At 67.3% G+C, this 21,871-nt stretch carries 18 protein-coding genes; all 18 read right to left on the minus strand.

All coding sequences use genetic code 11. The annotated features are described in order from the left end of the window. Positions 1-26: 26 nt before the first annotated feature. The gene (locus E3T25_RS12390) at positions 27-899 is read right to left on the minus strand and encodes a sortase (RefSeq protein ID WP_241973039.1); all 873 of its coding nucleotides are present in this window, start codon (positions 897-899) and stop codon (positions 27-29) included. Positions 900-955: 56 nt separating this feature from the next. Then, positions 956-1,585, minus strand: a complete 630-nt coding sequence (locus tag E3T25_RS12395) for a hypothetical protein (protein WP_134374542.1) — start codon at positions 1,583-1,585, stop codon at positions 956-958. 174 nt (positions 1,586-1,759) lie between these two features. Beyond that, positions 1,760-2,674 carry an LPXTG cell wall anchor domain-containing protein gene (locus E3T25_RS17020; RefSeq protein WP_174843945.1) on the minus strand — a complete coding sequence of 305 codons (915 nt, stop codon included), beginning with the start codon at positions 2,672-2,674 and terminating at the stop codon, positions 1,760-1,762. Between the two features lie 29 nt (positions 2,675-2,703). Further along, the gene (locus E3T25_RS12410; RefSeq protein WP_134374544.1) at positions 2,704-3,795 is read right to left on the minus strand and encodes a hypothetical protein; all 1,092 of its coding nucleotides are present in this window, start codon (positions 3,793-3,795) and stop codon (positions 2,704-2,706) included. 110 nt (positions 3,796-3,905) lie between these two features. Continuing rightward, positions 3,906-6,572 (minus strand): hypothetical protein, encoded by a 2,667-nt coding sequence (locus E3T25_RS12415; protein ID WP_134374546.1) that lies wholly within the window; start codon positions 6,570-6,572, stop codon positions 3,906-3,908. Next, positions 6,569-8,248, minus strand: a complete 1,680-nt coding sequence (gene pstS / locus E3T25_RS12420; protein ID WP_166786006.1) for a phosphate ABC transporter substrate-binding protein PstS — start codon at positions 8,246-8,248, stop codon at positions 6,569-6,571. Before pstS ends, E3T25_RS12415 begins: the two co-directional genes overlap by 4 nt. After that, positions 8,245-9,546, minus strand: a complete 1,302-nt coding sequence (gene pstA / locus E3T25_RS12425; RefSeq protein ID WP_134374548.1) for a phosphate ABC transporter permease PstA — start codon at positions 9,544-9,546, stop codon at positions 8,245-8,247. Before pstA ends, pstS begins: the two co-directional genes overlap by 4 nt. Beyond that, positions 9,546-10,586: a phosphate ABC transporter permease subunit PstC gene (pstC, locus tag E3T25_RS12430; RefSeq protein ID WP_134374550.1), complete on the minus strand. Its 1,041-nt coding sequence runs from the start codon at positions 10,584-10,586 to the stop codon at positions 9,546-9,548. The genes pstA and pstC overlap by 1 nt, the downstream gene beginning before the upstream one ends. A 302-nt stretch (positions 10,587-10,888) precedes the next feature. After that, positions 10,889-11,707, minus strand: a complete 819-nt coding sequence (locus tag E3T25_RS12435; RefSeq protein ID WP_241980850.1) for a lytic transglycosylase domain-containing protein — start codon at positions 11,705-11,707, stop codon at positions 10,889-10,891. Continuing rightward, the gene (locus E3T25_RS12440; RefSeq protein WP_134374552.1) at positions 11,704-12,174 is read right to left on the minus strand and encodes a hypothetical protein; all 471 of its coding nucleotides are present in this window, start codon (positions 12,172-12,174) and stop codon (positions 11,704-11,706) included. The genes E3T25_RS12435 and E3T25_RS12440 overlap by 4 nt, the downstream gene beginning before the upstream one ends. A gap of 261 nt (positions 12,175-12,435) precedes the next feature. Continuing rightward, entirely contained in the window at positions 12,436-13,095 is a 660-nt protein-coding gene (locus E3T25_RS12445) for a methionine ABC transporter permease (RefSeq protein ID WP_104100811.1), read from the minus strand. A gap of 1 nt (position 13,096) precedes the next feature. Further along, positions 13,097-14,158: a methionine ABC transporter ATP-binding protein gene (locus E3T25_RS12450; RefSeq protein WP_134374554.1), complete on the minus strand. Its 1,062-nt coding sequence runs from the start codon at positions 14,156-14,158 to the stop codon at positions 13,097-13,099. A 66-nt stretch (positions 14,159-14,224) separates the two neighbouring features. After that, positions 14,225-15,094 (minus strand): MetQ/NlpA family ABC transporter substrate-binding protein, encoded by an 870-nt coding sequence (locus E3T25_RS12455; RefSeq protein ID WP_134374556.1) that lies wholly within the window; start codon positions 15,092-15,094, stop codon positions 14,225-14,227. A 195-nt stretch (positions 15,095-15,289) separates the two neighbouring features. Then, a complete protein-coding gene (locus tag E3T25_RS12460; RefSeq protein ID WP_134374558.1) occupies positions 15,290-17,095 on the minus strand; it encodes an ABC-F family ATP-binding cassette domain-containing protein in 1,806 nt (601 codons plus the stop codon). 146 nt (positions 17,096-17,241) lie between these two features. Further along, entirely contained in the window at positions 17,242-18,177 is a 936-nt protein-coding gene (locus E3T25_RS12465) for a 4-(cytidine 5'-diphospho)-2-C-methyl-D-erythritol kinase (protein ID WP_104100807.1), read from the minus strand. Between the two features lie 52 nt (positions 18,178-18,229). Further along, entirely contained in the window at positions 18,230-19,030 is an 801-nt protein-coding gene (rsmA, locus tag E3T25_RS12470; RefSeq protein WP_241980855.1) for a 16S rRNA (adenine(1518)-N(6)/adenine(1519)-N(6))-dimethyltransferase RsmA, read from the minus strand. A 236-nt stretch (positions 19,031-19,266) separates the two neighbouring features. Continuing rightward, positions 19,267-20,220, minus strand: a complete 954-nt coding sequence (locus tag E3T25_RS12475) for a TatD family hydrolase (RefSeq protein ID WP_233191385.1) — start codon at positions 20,218-20,220, stop codon at positions 19,267-19,269. Further along, positions 20,213-21,775, minus strand: coding sequence for a methionine--tRNA ligase (metG, locus tag E3T25_RS12480; protein ID WP_134374562.1), 1,563 nt, complete (start codon positions 21,773-21,775; stop codon positions 20,213-20,215). The genes E3T25_RS12475 and metG overlap by 8 nt, the downstream gene beginning before the upstream one ends. Positions 21,776-21,871: the final 96 nt, after the last annotated feature.

Below are 21,871 nucleotides of genomic sequence, written 5' to 3' on the forward strand. Positions count from 1 at the left end.
TTCGTCGTTCATGGACTCCATCGTTTCTACAGCAGGTTCGGAAGCAGGCGCACCACCTGGTCGGCCACGAACAGGCCGCCCACGGTGACGACGGGGAGGAAAACCGTCCAGGTTTTGCGGAGGCCGACGCGTCGATAGGCCCACACGGCGGCAAGCTCGACCAGCAGCAGGAACTGCAAGGCGAACACAAGCGCCCACACCGTTCTGGTGTCAGTGGCGAGCTCCCGGTCGACGGCAGGCAGGGTCACGAATGTGGTCGCTCGGACGCCCGCCGGTTTCGTTTCCGAAACGAGCTCAGCATCCACCCGGGCGATCCCGCTCGGCACAAACGCGGGGCCGCGAGCCGTCACGAGGATCAGGCGGCTCTTCCCCGCGCCGAGGGGAGCCGGCATGGGGTCACCCGCGTACCGAACGCCGAGAACGGAGAATTCCTGACGGCCCTGCCCGGTGATGACGGTGAACTGCTGCCCCGGTCGTAACTCCTGCAGTCGGGCGAAAGGGCCGCCGTAGGCAGCGGCGCGGCCCATGATGACGCTGTAGCCGGCCTGGCCCGGCAACACGGTATCGCGGCGGTGGCCCGGTCCGGCACGCAGGGTACCGGAGTCGGTTCCTTCGACGACCACCTCGTGCACCCCGATCGAGGGAATGTCGATCAGCGCCACTGGGGCTCCGGCCTCGAGCAGAACCTGGTCCACGGTGCCCTCGCTGACCGGGGCCGTGCCCTGAGCGAGCTCTGCTCGCAGCGAGTTCGTCAGCTGCTGCTGCGAGACGAAGTGCTGCACTTGGCCGAAAATCGTGAGGTTGGCGAGAAAGCCGAAGATGAGCACGGCAACGATCGTGAGCGTGGTGCGGATGGCCTGCTCGCGTGCGCTCAGCACCACGAATGCGCGCGGGGGCACGGGCATGCGCCGCGGCGGCGTTGGCAGCTTCGGTCGCCGGAGCGTTGTGGCAACCGTCACGATGTGACCGGCCCGTAGCCGAGTGCGAGGTCGGGCAGTGGGCGTCGCGACCGGCGGAGCCGAAGCAACTGGCGCACCGCCAGGACGAGCGCTGCCAGGAGCACGAGCATCGCCGTGAGGAACCACGGCAGGATGAGCGTGAACGAGTCGCGGGTCAGCGACCAGAGAGCCGTGCCGGCGATGTCCACGGGCGGAGTCATCGTCACGTGGCCTCGGAAGAAGGTCCACTGGCCGACATCTTCAAAGGTTGCCCTCATGGTGCGTGTCTCCCCCGGTGCGAGGTTGGCAACCTCGACCGTGTCGAGCGTCTGGACGGGCAGGTTGATCGCATTGTCGAGCCAGAACCGGAGGCTCGAGGTGATCGGGGCGGTGCTGACGTTCTTCATCGTGAACTCCAGGGTCAGGTCCCCGCCCTCCGGCCCGATCTGCGGAGCGGGTAGCACGGTGAGCCCGCTGACATAGAAGAAATCGTGGATGTTCGTCGGCTCCCCGCTCATACCGCTAGGCCCATTCGTGGCAGCCTCGGCGCTCGCGGGGGTCGCGGTGAGCCCGGCAAGCCCGCAAATCAAGGACATTGCGATGAGGGTCACGGCCGTCAGGCGGGGCGCGGCAGTGGATGTGAGCACAATCAAGTTAGTCCATTCCAGGTTTCGGCATGCTGGACGCAGAGCAAACGACGGGGAAACGCGATCTCGCGCGCGAGCACCAATGCATCAACTCAACAGACGCATAGACGCCGACGAACGCCCGAAGGCCACGGGACAACTCGTCCCGTGGCCTTCGGACGTACGGTGTGCTGCCTACTTGTCAGCGCGGCGGAAGCGACGCGCGATAATCACGCCGGCCCCGGCCGCGAGGGCGAGCATGCCCGAAGCCAGCAGCGGAAGGGTGTTGGCGGTTCCGGTCGACGCGAGCTCCTTGTCGGCCTTCGTCGCTGCGGCAACGCGCTCTGACGAGCCAGACGCCGGGTTGCCCGACGAGCCGGAGTTGAGGCCCGGCGTCACAGCAGGAACCGCAGCCGGCGTCGCGGTCGGCGTTGGCGTCACAGTCGGCGTCGGCGTCGCGGTCGGCGTCGAAGTCGCGGTCGGCGTCGAAGTCGCGGTCGGCGTCGAAGTCGCGGTCGGCGTCGGAGTCGGCGTCGGAGTCGGAGTCGGCGTCGGCGTCACCGGCACATCGGCCTGCGGCAGGAACGTGAAGGCGCCGGTGACCGGAACGACGCTGATCGTACGGTAGAAGGCGGCGGTCACTGTGACACCAGAGTTCATCGTGCACGCGAGGCCCAGGCTGTAGTTGCCGCCGGCGTTCCTGGCCGCAGTCTGGGAGTTATTGATGAGCGAGATCGGCGCGAGGGTCGGGTTGAGCACGTTGCGTGTCGCTCCGTTGAACGCGAGGGGCGCGTACGCCTTCCAGGTGAGGACGGTGTTTTCGGTCCCGGGGGTGGCCAGGAAGGCGAAGATATTCGTTGAGTTCGCCGGGCAGGTGAACTCGCCGTTGATGTCGCCCTGAGTGGAGGAGCCGAAGAGGTCCTCCTTCCAGCCCCAGACGTAGCCGTCCGACTTCTGGACGGCATCCGTGTCGTACATGTAGACGGGAGCGGCAGAACCATTCGTCTGCGTTGCGGCTGTCGCGGCAGTCGCCGCGGCCGTGGCTCCGGCGACCAGAGCGAGCGAAACGACGCCGGCGGCGACGAGACGCGACTTCTTGTTGATCTTCATTTATTTACAGTCCTGTTCTTGGGCGGAGGTCACTTGGAGATTCGAACGGCGGTGGTGGTCGAGGGTGCGAGAATGCCGAATTTTTTCTTCAACGAACCGGCTTTGGCGGCAAAAGTCGTCTGGGAGTTCGTCAGGCTGGCGCTTTTTGTCGGATCGAGCAGGTCGGCCAGAGTCGAGTCATATGCGGCATTCGTCGGGTCAACTCGTGCGTACTGCACAACGAGGTACGTGTCGCGTCCCCAACGAGAGTCGGCGTAGTAGGCGGCCACCGGGGCCATCGAGGTGCCGGTGCCTGTCACGGGGGTGGTGCCTGCGACCAGGGAGCCCAGGACCGTGGTGTCCTTCTTCTTGGGGAAGCTCGCACCAGTGTTCATGGCGACCCAGCGGGACACCGACATAGGCGCGACAGTGTTGATACCCAGGTCAGAGGCGTCGTGCTCCTGACCCACGGTGACACACGAACCCAGGGTCGAATCCGTGACGCCGATCTTGGACATGAAGTCCTTGCGCGTTCCGGAACCGGCCTGCGGGATGACCGGTGTGACCTTCACTCCGCCGAGGGTGGTGACGCTGCAGGTGTAAAGACTCGTCATGGTCGCGGTGTCGATGGTACCGATCCCGGCTGCCGTCGAAGCGCTGTCATACGCGTAGGCGATCGCGTCGCGACCGAAAGGCACCTGGATCAGGCTACCTGCCGGGTCGACCGTGCCTGATCCGGACGAACGGGCGATGTCGATCTGCCCCGTGATGATGACGCCCGCGGGCGCGCCGACGGTTCCGGACGTGTACGGAGCGCCGTCAATGGAACGGAGAAGGGCCGTGCGCCCGTCGCTTGAGCCATTCGGGCGACCGAAACGCACACCGGAGGACTTCGTCGTGATGAACGGGGTGCCGGTCGCGTCGAACGAGCCGATGCTGTTTCCGTTGGCTGTCGAACGAACCGACGCGCCCGAAAGGCCCGAGCCGTTGGCCAGGGCGCTGACGACGTCCTCGAGGGTGTCGGAGCCGACGATGGAGTAGCTGTTCGAGACGGGCTCGGCGTTAGCCGGGCTGACGATGACAAGGCCGGAGATGGCCACGCCGACAGTTGCGCAGAGCGCAAGAGCCTTCTTGGTGTTCACTGGGGTGCCTTTCGTGGGTGATGCAGGAGACGGATCCGGATGGGTCCCTCTTGTCTCAGCGCTACGGTCCGAAGCGGGGTTTCCGCGCGAAGCGTCACGTTGGGCGCGCATCAGGATCGTCTCCGAACGCGCGAAATAAAGGGGACGCCGCAGGCGGCGAGCAGGCCGGAGAGCAGCCCGGCCGGCACCGCCGCGCGTACCGGTCCCATGACCGGGTCCGCGGGCGTCGGTCTCGCCACCAAGGGGTCGACGACGGCGCCCGTCGCGGCCGGGTCGACCGCGGCGTCGGCCACCACCGGCGCGGCTTGAGCCTGGAACTCTGCCGGACCGTAGGTTGACGGGGTCGGCACATAGGCCGGCCTGTCGACCGCAGGGGCAGTCTCGGGCATGGCCATTGCGACGACCGGGCTGCCGCCCTGTTCGATCGCGGTCGCGGCGGCGAGCGCCTGGTCCACCCAGCTCTTCGGGAGCGGGGTGTAGCCGCGCGGCAGCTGCCCGATCTCCGTCCCAGGTACCTGGCCTGCCACCACCGCGTACCGGATCAGGTTGGCGTAGATGGCCCTCTGGGCGGCATCCGTTTGCAGCGGATTCAACGCGGCATAGACCGGCATCGTCATTGGGTACGCTGTGGCGGCAGCCTTGGCGCTTGGGTTCGCCGGGTCGTATTCGAGCACCTTGGGGTTTGTGCTGGTCGGCACCATGGCGGCGGAGGCCGCGAGCATGGACTCCGGCGATGGCGCCACGAACGAGCCCGCTGAGTTCTGCAATGACGCCGTCACCGTTTGGTAGCGAGCGGCCGCGGCTGCGGTGGTGACGCCAAGCACGCGCTGGTTGCCCACCAGGCTGCGCACGCTCTTGCCGAACTTCGGCGGGACGCTGGTGGGGTTCCAGTCGCCGAGCTCCTGCCCGTCGCCGCGCAGGGTGAGATACGCGCCGCTCTCGAAGTCGCTGGTGTAGGGGCGCCAGGTGACCAGGTTCACCGCCGTTGTTCCGGTGCCGGCAGCGGCCGCGGGCCGCTCCAGTGGATCAGCCTTCGGAAAATTCGTGCGGGGAATCGTCATGGCCGTCCCGGACGGGTTGACATCGGCATTGGTGGACGACCAGGGGTTGACTTTCATTCCCCACGTGTCGGGCGTTCCGTTCAGGAATTCGACGGCGGCGGGGTCGGAAAGGACGTAACGCCACAGTTGCTGGGCCTCGTCGGATCTCCCGGAGGGAAGGAGCATGTCTCCCAGGGACGGCCCGGTCAGGTCCTGGTACTTCCACTCATCGTCGTTGACCGCCAGAAAATCGGGGTCGACCGTGAGGTTGCGCGCGTTCGCGCCAGGGTTCGCGGAGTCGGTGTAGCCGAAGAACTTGAGGGAGTCCGACGTGGCCGGCGCCCCGGAAGGCAGTGAGTCGAGATACGAATTAGTGAGGAGCTTGGCGACCAGGCGAGGCGTGAGGTTCAGTGACGTGAACGCCTCGGTATTCCTGGCCTTGTATTCCTGGGGAACTGCGCCCGCCGGTTTCACCCGGCGGTCGATGGAGAACGAAACCGCGACGCCGCTGAGGGCGATCGGTGCGTATGCGACGGGATCGACCCTGTCGGTTTGCAGGGGACGTGAGGTGAGAGCCAGCGGGCTGGGTGTCGTGAGGCTCGCCGCGGCAAGCGCGTCCTCCTCGTTGCCGATGCTGAGCGCGAAAGAGGAACCCGTCGCACCGGTGCACACTTTGGGTTGCCATGACCCGATCGCCGCGGCGACCAGTTCGCTTCCGGAAAGCTGCTTCTCGGCCGAGCCGATAGCGCAGCGCTGGCCGATGGGCTTGAAATCCAGCTTGACGGCCACGCTGTGCTTCCAGGAGTCCCACAGCAAGCCGGACTTGGTGATGTAGGACTCCCCCGCGTCGCTTTTTCCGCGCGGGATGACCACGAGCCAGCAGGATTTTCCGGAGACAGAGCCGTCCGCGGCGGTCACGGGTGTGCCACAGCCCAGTCCCGGGGACTGCATCGCGGTCTGCACCTCGAATTTGACGGAGCCGTCGCCACTGTCGCTCGATCCGGCCCAGGGCACCTCATTCGTCGTGTACTGGGTGTAAAACTCGTTGGTGGCCAGGTCAACGCCGGAGATGCCGTCGGGCAATGTGACCCCGGTGTCGGACGGCGAACCGGTGGCCGTCTGCACGAGGCCCGTCAGGGGATCCACGACATGGTGCGTGAGAACGTTGGCCGAGTCGGCGAACACCGACGAGATCGAACCGCCCGTGGATGCGCGGTAGGGAATCGCGGTGAACGCCGGAATGGTGAACCCGTTGGCTGGCGATGTGTACTGCGCGTCCTGCGGGGCCACCTGGTCCTGGCTGACCGCGGTGTCGCGGGTGGACGCGGCCTTGCCGGGGAAGCCGCCGTACTGGCAGGTCGTGCGATCCGGGCGGCTGGAATCCGTCGGGTCGTCTCCCCAGCACTGCGCGATCTGGAGGAAGTCCTGACCTCCCGAGCTGCCATCGGGCCGCTCGGACTTCGTGCCTCCGCTCCAGTTGACGACGATCCCTTGGGAAACAAGGTCCTCGGTCTGGGACACGGTGACCTTGAGGTCGGGGAAGGGGGCGGTGGCGACGTCCGGGTCGTAGCCCCTCGACGCGACCGTGACCGCGGTCGACGTGTCAGCGAATGCTGCAGAGGGAACCAGGGAGCCGAGCGCGGCGACACCCACGCCGACCACCAGACCGACGACGATTCCGCTGGCGCCGGCGCGGGCCCAGAGCGCGTTCTTCGGGGCGAAGGTGACGCGCTTCACTTGGTTCCTGCCTTCGCGACACGCGGTTTGAACCGGCCGGCGAGCACCGGCGGCAGCACGGCGGCGGCCAGCAAAAGAAACCCGGCGACGAGCATGATCGATTGCTGGGCGCCCCACCCGCCTTCCGCCAACGTGAACGGTGCGGCGATGGCCGTGGCGACCACGCCGGTTGCCGTGGCGCCGACCGTGGACACGAGGGCGCCGTTCTCGTCGTACACGGGCGAGGCCACCGCGCCTGATGCCGCATCCGTTCCGCCTTGCGCCACCGCACCTGTTCCCCCGGACCCTGCCGGCGAAGCCGTTCCCCCGGCAGTTGTCGCGGCGGCTGAGCCGGCCGCGCCACCACCCGATCCGCTACCGGACACGGCCGTGTCTGCCAGCGCCCCGGCCGTGCCGGTGGTGCACTGGTTGGCCCCTATCTTGTCGCAGGCGGCCGGCTGGAGAGCCGTGGTGGCCAGCAGGTTGCTTGATGGGGAGTCACCTGGTTTGAATGTCGGGTTGTTGCATTTGTTGATGTCGACGCCGCTGGCATCGGCGCCTGGCACTCGCTTGATCTGGTCGAAGCCGGCCAGCACAAGGTTCATCGGCAGAGGCGAGTAGCCCAGGGCTTCGGCCTGCTGCTGCCCCTCGCAGAGCATGTAATGTGCGAAGGTACCGAGGGTCAGGCCCTTTTTGGCGGTGAAGACGCCGCCGACTTCGGTCGGCACGATCATGTAGGAGTAGCTCGCGAGCGGGTAGGTGCGGGGGTCCGCGTTGTTGTACACGCCGTCCAGGATCTGGGTGAGGTAGGTAGGCCCGGGTGTGGTGTTGATGGATGCCTTCAGCAGTGCGACGGCCACGGAATTGGCCGTGGGTTCCGTGTAGTAACCCGCGGCGTTGAGCACCTTGGCGACGGGGAAACCGGAGTTCTTGGCGTAGGAGTACTCCACGTAGGTGATCGCACCCTCGCCGTAGTCCTGGCTCACGTAGCCGGCGACGCCTGAGGATCCGCTTTGCGCCTTGGCGTTGCCGTAGGTGGGGAACTGCGAGGTGAGGCCGCAGGGGGCAGACCGGCCGACCTTCGTGCAGAAGGAATTCCAGAGGGCCGGGTGCTGCTTGGACATCCAGAGTGTGAATTGCGCCGTGGAGCCGGAGCCGTCCGAGCGAACGACGGGCACGATACCCTTGTCGGGCATGGCCAGCCCGGGGTTGTCGGTCGCGATGGCAGGGTCGTTCCACTTCGTGATGGCGCCGGTGAAGATCTTGGTGATGACCTCTCCGCTGAGCCGAAGGTTTGTGACTCGCTTGCCGCCGATTTTCAGGTTGTACATGAAGGACGTGCCACCAGCCACGATGGGCATGTAGGCGTAACCGCGGGCAGGCACCTCGGGGGCCGAACCGTCCTCCGGGGCGGTCTGGAACGGGATCTCGCTGACGGCGAAGTCCACGTTGCCCGCGACGAAGTCACGGCGCCCGGCCGATGAGCCGACTCCGGAGTAGTTCACCGTCATCGCGTAGTTATTGGCAACATTCTTGCGCCACTGGTCCAGGGCGTTCTGCGACCAGGTCGAGCCGGTACCGGTGATTTGGTCGTAACTCGCTGCCTGGGCAGCTGGCGCCGTGAAAACGCTCAGCAGCACAACGACGAGCGCGAATAAGGCTCGGACTGTGCGAATCTGTCGGGTTTGCGGCGTCACGAGGACGTCTCCTTCGTGGTGAGGTCGGTAGGTGAACTGGTCGGCCGGAGCATTGAATTGGTTCCGGTGATCCCCGGACCGAGGTCACCCCGTACGCTCATCCGTTGCAGGTCCCGCTCCGATGCGGCGTCGACGCGCAGTCGCCGCCGACGGGACAACTGGCCGGGACCGGTGCCGCCAATGAGTCGAGCAATGGCGAAGAGGGTGAGCACCAGGAGGATCAGGATGGCGGCCGTGCCGAAACCTCGGGCGATCATGGTGGGCTCAGGAGACTTGACGAAGTCGAAGACCTGCAGCGGGAGGGAGATCATCGGGCCGGCGAAGGGGTTCAGGTTGGTCACCGCGGTGACACCCGAGGTGAGCAACACTGGGCTGGTCTCGCCGATGCCGCGGGCTGTGCCCAGGATCACGGCCGTTGCCAGTCCGGGCCGGGCGGTCGGCAGCACGACATACCAGATGGTGGCCCAGCGGGTGGAACCGAGGGCATAGGCGGCCTCCCGCAGGTTGCCGGCGACCAGGCGAAGCACGATATCCGAGGCCCGGATGACGATCGGGAGCATCATGACGGTGATCGCCATGGCCGCGGCGAAGCCCGACCGCTGGTGCGTGATCAGCACGATGATCGCCGAGTAGACGAACAGGCCGGCCACGATGGACGGCAGCGCGGTCATCGCATCCGAAATGGTGCGCACGAACCTCGCGAATCGGCCACCGACCTCGTTCAGGAACAGGGCGGTGGTGATGCCGAGCGGAATCGTGACCGCCAGCGCCATCGAAATCTGCATGAGCGTGCCCAGGATCGCGTGCACGATACCGCCCAGGTCGAGGCCGTCGAGGGGTCCGGCCAATTCCATGCTCTGGGTGAAGAAGTTCAGATGAGGCAGGGCTTCCCGCCCGCGTATCAGAGTGAACGCCACGACGAAGACCAGGGCGCCGAAGAGCACCACACCGGCGCTTGATAGCAGCACCGCCATCACGCGGTCCTTGACCTCCTGCGCGTCGCTCGTGAAGCTTACGAGCAGGGCGTAGAAGCCAAGGAACGCCAGATACGCCACGAGCGCCCAGCCCACGCCGCCGGAAAGCGGAGTGATCCAGCCGAAGAGGAGCACCGCGACGGCGATTCCGGCTGCGGCGGCACCGAGAACGTTGAACCGGTCGTCGAGCCGGGCGCCGCGCACCCGGCGTCGCGGTCCGATCGGGGTGCCGTCGTAGGCCGGGATCGTCGTGGTGTGGGTGTCGTTCGTCGTGCAGGTGCTGGTCGCGGCGTGCGTTATGTTGGGTGCGTGCGTGATCGTCATCAGTCGCTCTCCGCCCCGGATCGAGACCGTGCCACGATCGACGAGGCCGTGAAGTTGATCACGAGGGTGATCAGGAACAGTACGAGTCCGGCTGCCATCAGCGCGGAGAGGCCGAATGAGCTGGATTCGCCGTAGCGGAGGGCGATGAGCGCGGAGACGGAGTTGGTGCCGGTCTTCAGCACCTCCCAGTTGATAGTGAAGATCGGCGAAATGATCATGTAGACGGCGATGGTCTCACCGAGAGCACGGCCGAGGCCGAGCATGGTGCCGCCGATGATGCCGCCACGACCGAAGGGCAGCACGACCGCACGGATCATGCCCCAGCGCGTCGACCCGAGCGCGAAGGCGGCCTCGCGCTCGCCGATCGGCGCCTGGGAGAAGGCCTCGCGCATGACCGACGTCTGGGTCGGGACCACCATGAGGCCGACGACAATGCCGGCGATGAACGCCGAGGAGGTGAACGCGCTGGCCTCGGTGAGCGCTTGCCCACTGGCATCCGCCACCCGGAACAGCGGGATCCAGCCGAAGTAGCTGGAGATCCAGGTGGCGACCGGGATCACGTTGGCCTGCAGGAAGAAGACGCCCCAGAGGCCGAAGACCACGCTCGGCACGGCGGCCATCAGGTCGACGAGCGTGACGAGCGTGGAGCTCATCCGGCCCTGGGCGACCTCGGAGATGAGCAGGGCCGTGCCGAGGGCGAGCGGCACGGCGACGCACATCGCGATCACCGCGATCGTGATGGTGCCGAACAAGACGGCTGCGATGCCGAATTTCTGCGACTCCGGCGACCAGTCCTGCTCGACCAGAAAGCTGAACCCGGCGACGCCGAGGGCCTGCGAGGCACGCAACGACAGGAACACGCCCACGGCGAGCATGATCGCCACGGTGATGCAGCCGGCGAAGAAGGCCACCGAACGGAACACCGAGTCCGAGACCGAGGGACGTGCTGTCAGTAAGCGGCGCGGGGACGAGTCCGGGTTCGCCGGGTCGACCGTTGGCGGCTCGATCGCAGGCGCGTCGAAGAGGGTCGAAAACGACATGGGTGTCCTTGCACATTCGGGTGTGGGGAGCGGAACGAACGCGGCGGTAGCACGTCCGAGACACATGTTTGGGGCGCTTGGTTAACACTGAGCGTCGATTTGTCCAGCTAGAGGTGGACGCGTAGTGGAGAGTTGAGCGCGCGGGATTGCACCCGGCGCAGGACCGGGGGCCCCGAAGAGGGCGCCCGCACGTGGGCGCGCATCACGGCGGCAGCCGAGTCACGGGAGAACGGCGGCCGCGCGGTGAGCGCGAAGTGGCGTGCGCCACCGAGCGGTTTAGCTCGCTACGTTTATATACGGCGTCACCGCGCGCCCGCCACCGCGGCGTAGGTATTCGCGGTCGCGGCAACGGTGTTCACATAAGAATCGACGTGGTTGTACGCGAACACGGCGGCGCGCCAGCGATCGGGCCGGGACAGCTCGCCGTAGTGGCAGAGGTAGCGGCCGGCGGCGAGGGCGGCATCGTCGATTTGTTGCGGGTCGTCGACGCCGTCCCCGTTGCCGTCGGCGCCCCATCGCTGCCACGTTGCCGGAATGAATTGCAGGGGCCCGACCGCGCGGTCCCATTCGGTGCTGCCATCCCAGACTCCGCGATCGGTGTCGCTCATCGCGGCGAAAGCGCTGCCATCGAGTGCGGGGCCGAAGATGCCCGGGCGGGCGGCGCCATCCGCTCCGAGTGCCGAACCGTCGTGGCTGCCGTGACCGGATTCGACGTTGCCGAGGGCGGCCAGGGTACTCCAACCGAGGTGGCAGCCCGGTTGTTCGGCCGCCAGGGCCAGGGACGCCCCTGCATAGCCGAGCAGGGCGCGCACTGGGATGCCGGCCGCTTGGGCGACGCGGACGGCCCAGGCAGGGTCGGCGAGCGCCGCATTGCCATCAATCGGAGGCGTAACCGTCGGCAGGGCAAGCGTGGCGGGCGCTGGTTCGGCCGCGGGCAGCGATCGGGCAACCTCTGGCGGCACGGTGGTGATGACCGCCGACGCGGCCGGTGCGAGACTCGCCCGCACGCCCTCGGGTGCCTGGAAACCGGGTACCAGCCAGCCGAAGACCAGCCAGCCGACCACGGAGAGGCCGGCAACCGTGGCGATCATGGGGGTTCCGCGGTGCTTGCGCACGGTCACCAGGACAGGGCCCGTTCCTCGTCGGAGAGTACCCGGTTGCCGCGCTGCCCGGCCTCCGTGGCATGACGGGCGTCCGCACCGACGAGCGCGCTGTGGAAAGCCTCAATGGTTCCAGCCGAGGCCTCGCGGCTGGTCGACGCCGCGCCATACCAGCGCCCTGCAGTCATCACGACTACATCACCGACGCTGATCACCCACCCGTGTGTGCCGGCCTTGGGACCCGTGACAACCGTGGCGACCATCGAATCGCACTGGCCCTTGAGTTCGAGGACGTGGGCTCGCGCGCTGGAGAACGTTGCGTAGACGGAGGAGCTACGGCCGAGCTCGCGCCGGTTCGAGGCGAGCAGTCGCCAGATACCGGAGTGCCGCGGCGCTCCCGTGAGCAAGGGACCGGCGCGGTGCCCGTCACGCACGGCGACCGCCCTAACGGGAGTGCCGACATTCCGCACGCTCTCACGGAAAGCCACCCATCCATGCAATCGGGGGTCGGCGGCGGATTCAAACGCCGAGAAGACGATGCTCGGGCTCGGCGACAAGATGACTCCCTGGGCAAGGATGATGCAGCGAAGGGGCCACTGTGACGTGTAAGCGGCTCGAATAGGCCGACCCCGCGTGTACTGTCCAGCCCACGAATGTCCGTTCCGGGAGCATCACCTGAACCGGAGGTGAACGAGGGATGTCCGGCGCTGAAAGAACGCGCGAAAGATGTCCCGCACTCGGGGGTCGTCTTACCGGCGGAATGCCTTCCGGGCCAGCCAGTTTCCGAGGAACTGCACCAGCTGCACAAGCACAATGATCAGCAGCACGGCCGCCCAGGTCACCACGGGATTGAACTGGCGGTAACCGTAGAGCAGCGCGAAGTTTCCGAGGCCGCCGCCGCCGACGTAGCCGGCTACCGCCGACATGTCCACGAGCGCCACGAAGATGAAGGTGTAGCCGAGGATGAGCGGGCCGAGCGCCTCGGGCAGCAGCACCGTGAAGATGATCCGGATCGGCCCGGCCCCCACGCTGCGGGCCGCCTCGATCACACCGGGCGTCACCGTGAGGAGGTTCTGCTCCACGATGCGCCCCATGGCGAAGGATGCCGCGAGCGAGATCGTGAAAATGATCGCCGCGTTGCCGATGCCGGTTCCCACCACGGTCCGGGCCAGCGGCTGGGCGGCGGCCAGGAAGATGATGAACGGGATCGGCCGCACGATGTTCACCAACAGGTTCAACACCACGAAGACCCCGCGGTTCTCGAGGATGCTGCCGGCGCGGGTCAGATACAGGCCGAGGCCCACGAGCAGGCCGCCGATCCCGCCGAAGAAGAGCGTGAGGCCGACGATGTAGAGGGTCTCCCCCGCGGCGATCCAGAGTTCGGGCAACAGGTCGATCAGGCTGTCCATCTCAGCGCACCTCGGTCACGGTCGTGAGGGTTCGCACCCGGTCGAGCGCGGCGTCGATGGCGGCGTCGGCCGCGGCATCCGTCGCCCCCGGCGTGGCCAGTGCCAGCGTCAGGTGTCCGAACGACCGGCCCTGGATCTCGTTGATGCCGCCGTAGACGACCTCGAAGGTGACGCCGGCGGAGACGAACTCGCCGAACACGCGGGCCTGATCGACGCTGCTGTCGCGGAACGCCAGCGTGACGAGGCGGCCCGGGTGACGCCGCCGCAGCACGGCGAGTTCCGACGAAGAAGGGAGACCCTTGACAACAGTCGAGACGAACCGGGCGGAGGCCGCCTGCTGCGGGTTCGAGAACACGTCGAACACGTCGCCGCGCTCGATCACCCGGCCCTGGTCCATCACGGCGACCTTCGTCGCCAGGGTCTGGATGACATCCATCTCGTGCGTGATCACGATAATGGTGACCCCGAATTCCTTATTCACCCGCCCGAGCAGGTCCAGAACCTCGGAGGTGGTCTCCGGGTCGAGGGCGCTGGTGGCCTCGTCGGCGAGCAGGATGCCCGGCTGGCTGGCTAAGGCCCGTGCGATGCCCACGCGCTGCTTCTGACCGCCGGAGAGCTGGTCGGGATAGGCGCCCGCCTTGTCGCCGAGCCCGACGAAGTCGAGCATCTCGGCGACCCGGGCCCGGCGCGTCTCCTTCGATTGTCCGGCCACCTCGAGCGGGTATGCGACGTTCGCCGCGACGGAGCGTGACCCCAGAAGGTTGAACTGCTGGAAGATCATCCCGATGCCCAGCCGCACCGGGCGCAGCTCCCGCTCGGGCAGGCGGGCGATGTCGGTGCCGTTGATCAGGATCTCGCCCGACGTCGACCGTTCGAGGGCGTTCACAAGCCGCACCAGGGTGCTCTTGCCTGCCCCCGAATAACCGATGATGCCGTAGACATCCCCGGCGTCGATCGTGAGGCTGACCTTGTCGATGGCGACGACCTCGGCCCCGCCCCGGGTCGTGGGCAGGTACACCTTGCTCACGTCACGCAGTTCGACAACGGAGGTGGGGGCAGGCATGGGACGTCCTTACTGACTGGCGTGGCGCCGGACTGTGCGGCTGTGCTGGGCTGAGGTCGGGCGGCGCTACCTCTGGGCTATGGTGTCCTTCTCGACCGTGGCGAGGGAGGCCTCGAGGTCGGCGACCGGGGTCTTGACCATCACCGCGGAACCGGCGGACACGTCGATCACGCCATCCTGAACGGCCTTCGTGGTCTGGTAGATCTCGACCAGCTTCTGGTAGGTGGCGTTGTCCTTGTCCTTTGCGCGGGCCGCGAAAACGTTCACGTACGGGAGCGCGTTGGGGTCGGCGGGATCGTCCTGGGCGAGGGCATCCTCAACCTTCAAACCGGCCTTCTCGACGAAGTCGTTGTTGATGATCGCGGCGGCGACGTCGGGAAGCGACGTGGCGGTGAGCGAGGCCTCGAGCGCGGTCACGGTGACCTTGGACTTTTTCTTATCGATATCGTCGAGGGTCGAGTAGATGCTGCCACCGTCGGAGAGCGTAATCAGCTTCGCCGACTGCAGTACGAGCAACGCGCGAGCCAGGTTGCTGGCATCGTTCGGCACAGCGACGGTGTCGCCCTTCTTGATTTTGCTGACGTCGTCATACTGGGTCGAGTACAGGGCGAGCGGGTAGATCGCGGTGGCGCCGACCGGCGCGAGGTCTTCTTTGCTGGCCACGTTGTACTCGGCGAGGTAGACGATGTGCTGGAACTGGTTCAGGTCGAGCTCGCCGGCAGACAGGGCCGGGTTCGGCTGCCCGAACTCGGTGAAGTCGACGATGTCGACGGTGATGCCGGCATCCGCCGCGGCTTTCTCGTAGACGGCCCAGTATGGGTCGCTGGCGCCGACGACGCCGATCTTCACGGTCTCGTCGGCGGCCGCACCGGAGCAACCGGCGAGCAGGGCGACGAGCGGTACGACCGCGAGAGCGGCGAGCAGTTTCTTGTTCACGATGGGGTTCCCCTTGTTGGCTTCGGTGCCGTCTGGACGGCGGTGGGTGCCGGCGCGATTTCGGGCACAGAGGGACCACGGGACAAAGAGGGGTGGGAGTCTGTGCCGCTGCGTCGCGAGGCACGTTACAAGGCTAACGGGAGATGCTGCGCCGCGTGCGCGCCAACGTCACACGCGGTCACAGCATCTGCGACTTCAGCCCTCGATCAACTCAGAGAGTTCGATCCAGCGGGTTTCGAAGCCGGCGATGGCGGACTCGAGCGTCTGCAATTCGGTGCTGAGCACGCCGAGGCCGTCGAAGTCGGACTGGTCGTGCACGGCGAGGCTCTCGTGCAGGGCCGCGATCCGCGCGTTCTGCTTGGCGACCTTGCGATCGATGGAGGCGAGTTCCTTCTGCGCGTTGCGGAGGTCGGCGCCACCGATGGCGAGCTTGCGCGACGCCTTCCCGCCGGAGGTGTTCGCCGCGTTCGCCTCGGCGGGCTTGTCAATGCCGCTCGTCTGCTTCTTGCGCATCTCGAGGTACTGGTCCACACCGCCGGGAAGGTGGCGGAAGCCGCCCTCGGTGACCGCGTACTGGTTGTCGGTGACGCGCTCGATCAGGTACCGGTCGTGCGAGACCACGAGGAGGGTGCCGGGAAAGGAGTCGAGCAGGTCTTCCATGGCCGCGAGCATGTCGGTGTCCAGGTCGTTGGTGGGCTCGTCGAGGATAAGCACATTGGGCTCGTCGAGCACGATCAGCAGCAGCTGCAGGCGGCGCTTCTGGCCACCGGAGAGATCCTTGACCTGGGTGGTCAGCTGGGCGCTCATGAAACCCATGCGCTCGAGCATCTGGCCGGGCGTGATTTCCTTGCCGCCGGCCATGTACGACGTCTTCTGACGGCCGATGACCTCGCTGACGCGGTCGTTCTGGATGTCGTCGAGTTCGAACAGCTGCTGGGTGAGAACGGCGACCTTGATGGTCTTGCCGCGCTTGACGGTGCCCGTGGTGGGCAGAAGTGTGCCGGCCACCAGGTTCAGGAGCGTGCTTTTGCCGGCGCCGTTGACGCCCATGATGCCGGTGCGCTCACCTGGTGCGATGCGCCAGGTGATGTCGTTCAGCACGGTCTTCTCGCCGAACTTCACGCCGATGTCGATCAGGTCGACGACATCCTTGCCCAGGCGCTGCATGGCCATCGACTGCATCGACACGGTGTCGCGGGGCGGCGGCTCGTTCTCGATCAGCTCGTTCGCGGCGTCGATGCGGAACTTGGGCTTCGCGGTGCGGGCGGGGGCTCCGCGCCGCAGCCAGGCCAGTTCCTTCTTCATCAGGTTCTGGCGCTTGGATTCGGAGGCCGCGCTCATCCGGTCGCGTTCGACGCGCTGCAGGATGTAGGCGGCGTAGCCACCCTCGAACGGTTCGATCAGGCGGTCGTGCACCTCCCAGGTCATGTTGCAGACCTCATCGAGGAACCACCGGTCGTGGGTGACGACCACCAGGCCGCCGGAGTTCGTGGCCCAGCGGGTCTTCAGGTGACCGGCCAGCCAGGAGATGCCCTCCACGTCGAGGTGGTTGGTGGGCTCGTCGAGGAAGATGACGTCGTGGTCACCGATCAGCACGGAGGCCAGAGCCACCCGGCGGCGCTGGCCACCGGAGAGGTCGTCGACAAGGGCGTCCCAGGGGATGTCCCGCACGAGTCCCGCAATCACGTCGCGCACCTTGGCGTCGCCCGCCCAGACGTGCTCGTCGATGCCGCCGACGATGGTGTGGCCCACGGTCTGGCCCGAAGCGAGGTCGTCGGACTGGTCGAGCATGCCGATGGTGACGCCGCGCCGGCGCGTGACGCGGCCCGCGTCGGGTTCCATCCGGCCGGCGAGCAGGCGCATCAGGGTGGACTTGCCGTCGCCGTTGCGGCCGACGACGCCGATCCGGTCGCCTTCGTTGAGACCGGCGGTGACGCTGTCAAAAATAACGCGGGTGGGAAATTCAAGGTGCAGGGACTCGGCCCCGAGCAAATGTGCCATAGCTTTCGAGTTTAGCTGGCGCGGCTGAGAGGCCCGCGCGCCCCGGTTTCGCACCCGGTGGCCTGACTGTTGCCGAATCGGACATCTGTTGCCGGCACACCGGCAACAGATGTCCGACCGGGCCACAGTTGCGGCAAAACGGGGGGCTAGTCGTGGATGATCCGGGCCCCGTGCACCGGCCCGGTGGCGCGCACCACGCGCAGCCGGGACGCGCTCAGCGCGACCTGCAGTTCGAGGGCGCTGTCGGCATCAGCGACCAGGAAGGCCACGGTCGGGCCGGAGCCGGAGAGCAGGCCGGCCAGGGCGCCGTTCGCCTCGCCCAACTCGAGCACCTTGCCCAGGCCGGGGGCTAGGTGCAGCGCGGGGGCCTGCAGGTCGTTGTGCAGCGCCTCGGCCAGCATCCGCGGGTCGCCGGCCCGAAGCGCCTGCAGCACGTTGGTGTCGACGGAGGGCTGGATCTGGGCTGGGAAGATGTCCTGGGCGTGGCGTTCGCGGTGGCGGTCGAGCTCGTTGTAGACGCCGGGGGTCGAGAGGCCGAAGTCGGCGAGGGCGAGCACCCAGTGGAACTGCCCCTTGGCCAGGGCTGGGCTGAGCTGGTCGCCGCGCCCGGTGCCGATGGCGGTGCCGCCGGTGAAGGCGAACGGGACGTCAGCGCCGAGGGTCGCGGCGATCTCGATGAGGTCGTCGCGGGTGGCGTCGGTTCCCCACAGGGTGTCGCAAGCGAGGAGGGTGGCCGCGGCATCCGCCGACCCACCACCCATGCCGCCGGCGATGGGCACGTTCTTCTCGATCGAGAGGCGCACTCCCCCGCGATAGCCGGCCTTGCGGGCCAGGGCGCGCGCGGCCTTGATGGCGAGGTTGCTGCCGTCGACGGCGAGACCCGAGGCATCTATGGTGCCGGTGAACACGACCGAGAAGTCGTCGGCCGGCCAAGCGCGCACGTCTTCGAACAGTGACACGGCCTGGTAGGCGGTGGCCACCTCGTGGTACCCGTCTTCGAGGACCGCACCGACCTTGAGGCAAACGTTGATCTTGCCGGGCGCCCGCGCATGCACCACGGGGGAAGGGGCCGGGTTGGTCATGTGACTAACCTAGCCCAGCCGCACACTCGCGACTGCCCCGCGGCGGCACGCGTCAGTGTGCGGCGAGCTGGGCGCGGGCGATCGCCAGGAAGTCCTCGACCGTGAGCTGCTCGCCGCGCTCGGTAGGGTCGATTCCGGCGTGCGTCATGATCTCGGTGGCACTCGATGGGTCACCGAGAACGGAGGACAACGACTGGCGCAGCATTTTGCGGCGCTGCTGGAACGCGGCATCGACGAGGGCGAAGGTGGCGCGGCGCAATTCCTCGGATTCGAGCGGCCGGGCGCGTCGTTCGAAGGCGATCAGGATCGAATCGACGCCGGGAACCGGCCAGAACACCTGGCGGCTGACCTTGCCGGCGGTGCGGAATGCCCCGTACCAGGCGGCCTTGACGCTCGGGCTGCCGTAGACCTTGCTACCGGATGGCGCCGCGAGGCGCTCCCCCACTTCGGCCTGCACCATGACCACTCCGGCCCGGATGGAGGCAAAGTGCTCCAGCAGGAAGAGCAGCACCGGCACCGACACGTTATACGGCAGGTTCGCCACGAGGCGGCTCGGATCGCCGGGCAGTTCCATGATCTTGAGCGCGTCGTTGCGGATGACGGTGAGCGGCGCGCCGGGATGCATCAGCTCGACCGTCAGCGGCAGCTGCTCGGCGAGCCGGTCATCGATCTCCACGGCCACGACGGTCGCGCCGGTCTCGAGCAGCCCCAGCGTGAGGGATCCCAGCCCGGGGCCCACCTCCAGCACAGTGTCGCCGGGTGAGACGGTTGCGACCCTGACGATGCGGCGCACGGTGTTGCCGTCGATGACGAAGTTCTGGCCGAGCTTCTTGGTGGGGTTGACGCCCAGCATCTCGGCCAGGTCGCGGATCTCGGCGGGGCCGAGGAGGGACCGTGCGCCGGGAGCGGCGGCTGGAGCAGCAGCGGGTGCTGCAGCGGGATCCGCGGGCTCGGCATCCGTTTCGACAGCGGATGCCGGCTCCGGCACGGCGGCCGGCGCGGCATGCCGGCCGCCGGTGACTTCGTCGCTGACGGGTCGGGTGCCGGCCTCGGGTTCGTCTCCGGGAGCGTAGCCGTGGCGGGGCGGGGTCATGCGAGGCCTCCGACCCAGCTCGTGTCGGGCTCTGGCTCGGTGACCGTCACCGGTTCGGCGTCCCACCGCCCGTAGACGAGTTCGGTGTTGGACGAAATCTGGGTGGCGAGAATGGTGGCCTCCGTTTCTAGGTGGTCGGCCATGACGCGCAGGGTGTGCGGCAGCAGGTACGGCGCGTTCGGGCGGCCGCGGAAGGGTGCGGGGGTGAGGAACGGGGCATCCGTCTCGACCAGCAGCAGCCGGCGCGGCACCGCGGCCAGGGCCTCCCGCAGATTCTGGGCGTTCTTGAAGGTCACGGTTCCCGCGAACGAGAGGTACCAGCCGTTGTCGGCGAGGATGCGGGCCATCTCGACGTCGCCGGAGAAGCAGTGGAAGACGGTGCGATCGGGCGCGCCGACCCGCAGCAGGGTCTCGATCACCGCGGCGTGGGCGTCGCGGTCGTGGATCTGCAGCGCGAGGCCGTTCTGCTTGGCGATGTCGATGTGCGCCTCGAAGGAGCGGAGCTGGCTGGCGTGTCCTTCGGGGCCGGTGCGGAAAAAGTCCAGTCCGGTCTCCCCGATGGCGACCACGCGCGGGCGCGTCGCCAGCTCGGCGATCTCAGCCAGGGCGTCGTCGAGGGTGCCGGCGGCCTCGTAGACCGGGGCCTCGTTGGGGTGGATGGCGACGGCCGCGAGCATGCGCGGCTCCCGGGCGGCCATCGCGGCCGACCAGCGCGAGGTCTCCAGGTCGCCGCCGACCTGGATGACGCCGCGCACGCCGACGCTGGACGCGCGGTCGAGCTGCTCGGCCACGCTGAGCGACTGCTCACCGTCGGCGATCTCCAAGTGGGTGTGGTTGTCGTAGACCGGCACGACGAGCGGGTCGGGCAGCGGCGGGTAGCTCAGGTCCCGGCCGGCACCTTTTTCGCGCTGGCGCACGGGGCCGGCTTCGGGCCCGGGCTCGTCAGCCAACCGTGGCCTCGATGCGCGGGAAAAGCGCCTCGAGCGGGGAGACCCGTGGGCCGCCGGTCCACTCCCAGGCCCGGTCGATGCGCTGGTCGGTGACCAGGCCGATGCCGCCGAGGGCGGTCCAGAGCTTCGCCGTGGCCTGCGGTACGACCGGCGAGAGCAGCACGGCGAGCGTGCCCAGTCCGCGCACGGCGGTGACCAGCACGGCTTCGAGTCGGTCCCGGTCGGCCGGGTCCTTCGCGAGCGACCACGGCTCCTGGGCGGTGATGTAGCCGTTGAGCTCGTCGACCAGTTCCCAAATCGCGGCGATGGCGTCGTGGATGGCGAGGTGTCCGATGGCCAGTGTGGCGGCATCCGTCACCCGCTTCTCGGTGCCGCGAATGAGCTCGTCGGCCTCGCTGAAGTCGCCGGCGACGGGGATCTCGCCGTCGCAATAGCGCACGACCATGGCGATCACGCGGGAGGCGAGGTTGCCGAAGCCGTTGGCCAGCTCGGACTGGTACCGGGCGGACAGGTCTTCCCAGGAGAAGGAGCCGTCCTGGCCGAAGCTGATCGCGCGCATGAAGTAATAGCGGAAGGCGTCGGAGCCGAACGTATCCGTGATCTGGTTTGGGGCGATGCCGGTGAGCTTGGACTTGCTCATCTTCTCGCCGCCCACGAGCAACCAGCCGTGCCCGAAGACCTGCCGAGGCACCTCGATGCCCGCGGCGAGGAGCATTGCAGGCCAGATGACGGCGTGGAAACGCAAAATATCTTTGCCCACGACGTGCGTCGCCGGCCAGAGGCGGCTGAACTTCTCGTCGTCGTGGCCGTAGCCGGCGGCGGTGATGTAGTTGAGCAGGGCGTCGAACCAGACGTAGACGACGTGGCTGTCGTCCCAGGGCACCTTGATGCCCCAGTCGAAACTGGAGCGGGAGATCGACAGGTCGCTGAGGCCCTGCTTGACGAAGGATATTACCTCGTTGCGCGCCGACGCGGGCTGTACGAAGTTCGGGTTCTCCTCGTACAGGGCGAGGAGCTGGTCGGCGAACGTGCTCATCCGAAAGAAGTAGTTCTTCTCGTGCAACAGCTCGCAGGGGATGGAGTGGATGGCGCAGACCTGCTGCCCGGCGTACTCGCCGACCCCATCGATGAGGTCGCTCGGCTGCTTGTACTCCTCGCAGCCGACGCAGTAGAAGCCCTCGTACTCGCCGGTGTAGATGTGGCCGGAGTCGTAGAGGTGCTGCAGGAACTTCTGCGCGTTCACTTCGTGGCGCACATCGGTGGTGCGGATGAAGTCGTCGTTTCGGATGTCGACCGTCTTCAGCAGCGGCTTCCAGGCGGTTTCGACCAGACGGTCGGCCCACTCCTTCGGCGTGACGCCGTTGGCGGTCGCGGTGCGCAGGATCTTCTGCCCGTGCTCGTCCGTTCCGGTGAGCAGCCAGGCATCCTCGCCGGACTGCCGGTGCCAGCGTGCGAGCACGTCGGCAGCCACCTCGGTATAGGCGTGCCCGATGTGGGGGACATCATTCACGTAGAAAATGGGCGTGGTGATGTAAAAAGATGAGCCGTCGGACATGCTCTCATCCTATTAGGAGCAGCGGATGACGCTGGCCGTGTTACCTTGTGCCGCGTTCGTCGTGGTGCGTGGGCCGAAGTCGGGCGGCAGCACCTG

The organism is Cryobacterium sandaracinum, assembly GCF_004403415.1.
Taxonomy (GTDB): Bacteria; Actinomycetota; Actinomycetes; order Actinomycetales; family Microbacteriaceae; genus Cryobacterium; species Cryobacterium sandaracinum.

Excerpts from the sequence above, each read along its gene's own strand:
- E3T25_RS12445 (WP_104100811.1), bottom strand. The coding sequence starts at position 13,095 with ATGGACAGCCTGATCGACCTGTTGCCCGAACTCTGGATCGCCGCGGGG.
- pstA (WP_134374548.1), bottom strand. The coding sequence starts at position 9,546 with ATGACGATCACGCACGCACCCAACATAACGCACGCCGCGACCAGCACC.
- E3T25_RS12460 (WP_134374558.1), bottom strand. The coding sequence starts at position 17,095 with ATGGCACATTTGCTCGGGGCCGAGTCCCTGCACCTTGAATTTCCCACC.
- E3T25_RS12465 (WP_104100807.1), bottom strand. The coding sequence starts at position 18,177 with ATGACCAACCCGGCCCCTTCCCCCGTGGTGCATGCGCGGGCGCCCGGC.
- rsmA (WP_241980855.1), bottom strand. The coding sequence starts at position 19,030 with ATGCTGGGCGTCAACCCCACCAAGAAGCTCGGCCAGAACTTCGTCATC.
- metG (WP_134374562.1), bottom strand. The coding sequence starts at position 21,775 with ATGTCCGACGGCTCATCTTTTTACATCACCACGCCCATTTTCTACGTG.
- pstC (WP_134374550.1), bottom strand. The coding sequence starts at position 10,586 with ATGTCGTTTTCGACCCTCTTCGACGCGCCTGCGATCGAGCCGCCAACG.
- E3T25_RS17020 (WP_174843945.1), bottom strand. The coding sequence starts at position 2,674 with ATGAAGATCAACAAGAAGTCGCGTCTCGTCGCCGCCGGCGTCGTTTCG.
- E3T25_RS12450 (WP_134374554.1), bottom strand. The coding sequence starts at position 14,158 with ATGCCTGCCCCCACCTCCGTTGTCGAACTGCGTGACGTGAGCAAGGTG.